The following is a 2,401-nucleotide window of genomic DNA, read 5'->3' as shown; positions in this document are numbered from 1 at the left end:
CTTCTATCCGCCTTAGGATAGTTCTTTGGTTTCATAAAGGGGAACGACCCGCAAATCCGAAAGCCCCCAAACTCCCCACCTTGTTCCTTTGTCCTTTCGCCCGTCGGCCGGTGCCGGCAGCCGCCGGCCGGCCGACGGCTAGTGCCTGTGAAGGGAATGTCATGGCGAAGATCCTGAGTTTCTCGGACGACGCCCGGCACCTCTTGGAGCACGGCGTCAACACGCTCGCGGACACGGTCAAGGTCACCCTCGGCCCGCGCGGGCGCAACGTCGTGCTGGACAAGAAGTTCGGCGCTCCGACGATCACCAACGATGGCGTGACCATCGCCAAGGAGATCGAGCTCACCAACCCGTACGAGAACCTCGGTGCGCAGCTGGTCAAGGAGGTGGCGACGAAGACCAACGACGTCGCCGGCGACGGGACCACCACCGCAACCGTGCTCGCCCAGGCGATGGTCCGTGAAGGTCTGCGCAACGTCGCCGCCGGGGCCAACCCGGCCGGCCTCAAGCGCGGCATCGACGCGGCCGCACAGAAGGTCTCCGAATCGCTGCTGGCCAAGGCAGCGGAGGTGGCCGACAAGGGCTCGATCGCGCAGGTCGCGACGATCTCGGCCCAGGACGCCACGATCGGCGAGCTGATCGCCGAGGCGATGGAGCGGGTCGGCCGCGACGGCGTCATCACCGTCGAGGAAGGCTCCACCCTGGCCACCGAGCTGGAGGTCACCGAGGGCCTGCAGTTCGACAAGGGCTTCATCTCCCCGCACTTCGTCACCGACGCCGAAGCGCAGGAGGCGGTCCTCGAGGACGCGTACATCCTGATCACCACCCAGAAGATCTCCTCGATCGAGGAGCTGCTGCCGCTGCTGGAGAAGATCGTCCAGGACAGCAAGCCGCTGCTGATCGTCGCCGAGGATGTCGACGGGCAGGCGCTGTCCACCCTGGTGGTCAACGCCGTACGCAAGACCGTGAAGATCTGCGCGGTCAAGGCCCCCGGCTTCGGTGACCGGCGCAAGGCGATGCTGCAGGACATGGCGATCCTGACCGGCGCCGAGCTGATCGCCCCGGAGCTGGGCTACAAGCTCGACGCGGTCGGGCTGGAGTCGCTGGGCCGGGCCCGGCGGATCGTGGTCGACAAGGACACCACCACGGTGGTCGACGGTGCCGGCAACGACTCCGAGGTCGCCGACCGGGTCACCCAGATCCGCAAGGAGATCGACGCGTCCGACTCGGACTGGGACCGCGAGAAGCTCGCCGAGCGGCTGGCGAAGCTCTCCGGCGGCATCGCGGTGATCAAGGCCGGGGCCGCCACCGAGGTGGAGATGAAGGAGCGCAAGCACCGCATCGAGGACGCCATCGCCGCGACCAAGGCCGCGGTCGAGGAGGGCACCATCCCCGGTGGCGGCGCGGCGCTGAGCCAGATCGCCGCCGTGCTCGACGACGACCTCGGCTTCGACGGCGACGAGAAGGTCGGCGTGTCGGTGGTCCGCAAGGCGCTGCACGAGCCACTGCGGTGGATCGCCCAGAACGCCGGCTACGACGGATACGTCGTGGTCGGCAAGGTGCTCGAAGGCGACTGGGGCCACGGGCTCAACGCCGCCACCGGTGAGTACGTCGATCTCGCCCGGGCCGGCATCATCGACCCGGTGAAGGTGACCCGCAACGCGGTCAGCAACGCCGCGTCGATCGCCGGGCTGCTGCTCACCACCGAGAGTCTCGTGGTGGAGAAGCCGGAGAAGGCCGAGCCGGCCGCCGGCGGGCACGGACACGACCACGGACACGGCCACCAGCACGGCCCCGGTTTCTGACCGGGAGTTCCACCTGTTCCACCTGTTCCACCTGTTCCACCTGGATCCGCGTGATCAGTACGGCCGAGGGCGCACTCTGCCCGAGGTTTCTGATCACGCGGATTCTGCGTATCGTCGGCGGTACCTACGCGCCGTCGACCCCGTACGGTGCCGGACAGATGGGCTGGACGCGATGAGGCCGGAGCCGACGGTGCCGGACGCGACAGGGCCGGAGCCGACCGGGCCAGCTGCGCAGACCGAACCGCCGGGCCGCCTGCCCGGACCGCTCGCAGCGCTTGCCGGGGTGGCCGCTGCCGCGCTCGCCCTGGGCCTGGCCGAGCTGATCGCCGTAGCCACTGGCGCCCGCTCGGCACCGCTGGTCGCGGTCGGCGGGGTGGTCGTCGACACCGTCCCCGAGCCGCTGAAACAGTTTGCCATCGACGTGTTCGGCGTACACGACAAGACCGCGCTGCTGATCGGCACCGGCGTACTGCTCGCCGGGTTCGCGGCCGTGATCGGGGTGCTGGCCGCCGGCCGGCTCGCAGTCGGCTTCGTCGGCGTCGCGGTCTTCGGCGTGGTCGGCGCGGCGGCCGCGCTCACCCGGCCCGGTGCCGGGC

General features: G+C 69.4%; 1 protein-coding gene and 1 pseudogene. Both read left to right on the top strand.

Features of this window, described 5'->3' with window-relative positions; genetic code table 11:
- Nucleotides 1-161 precede the first annotated feature (161 nt).
- Nucleotides 162-1,805 (top strand): chaperonin GroEL, encoded by a 1,644-nt coding sequence (groL, locus tag ACXAHD_RS31930; protein WP_281551837.1) that lies wholly within the window; start codon nucleotides 162-164, stop codon nucleotides 1,803-1,805.
- A gap of 253 nt (nucleotides 1,806-2,058) precedes the next feature.
- Nucleotides 2,059-2,401, top strand: a pseudogene (locus ACXAHD_RS31925) (molybdopterin-binding oxidoreductase); the annotation flags it as partial.

The organism is Micromonospora sp. ABR4_055, assembly GCF_056160425.1.
Note: the sequence above shows the minus strand (reverse complement) of the source record. Positions and strands in the feature narration are given on the sequence as shown.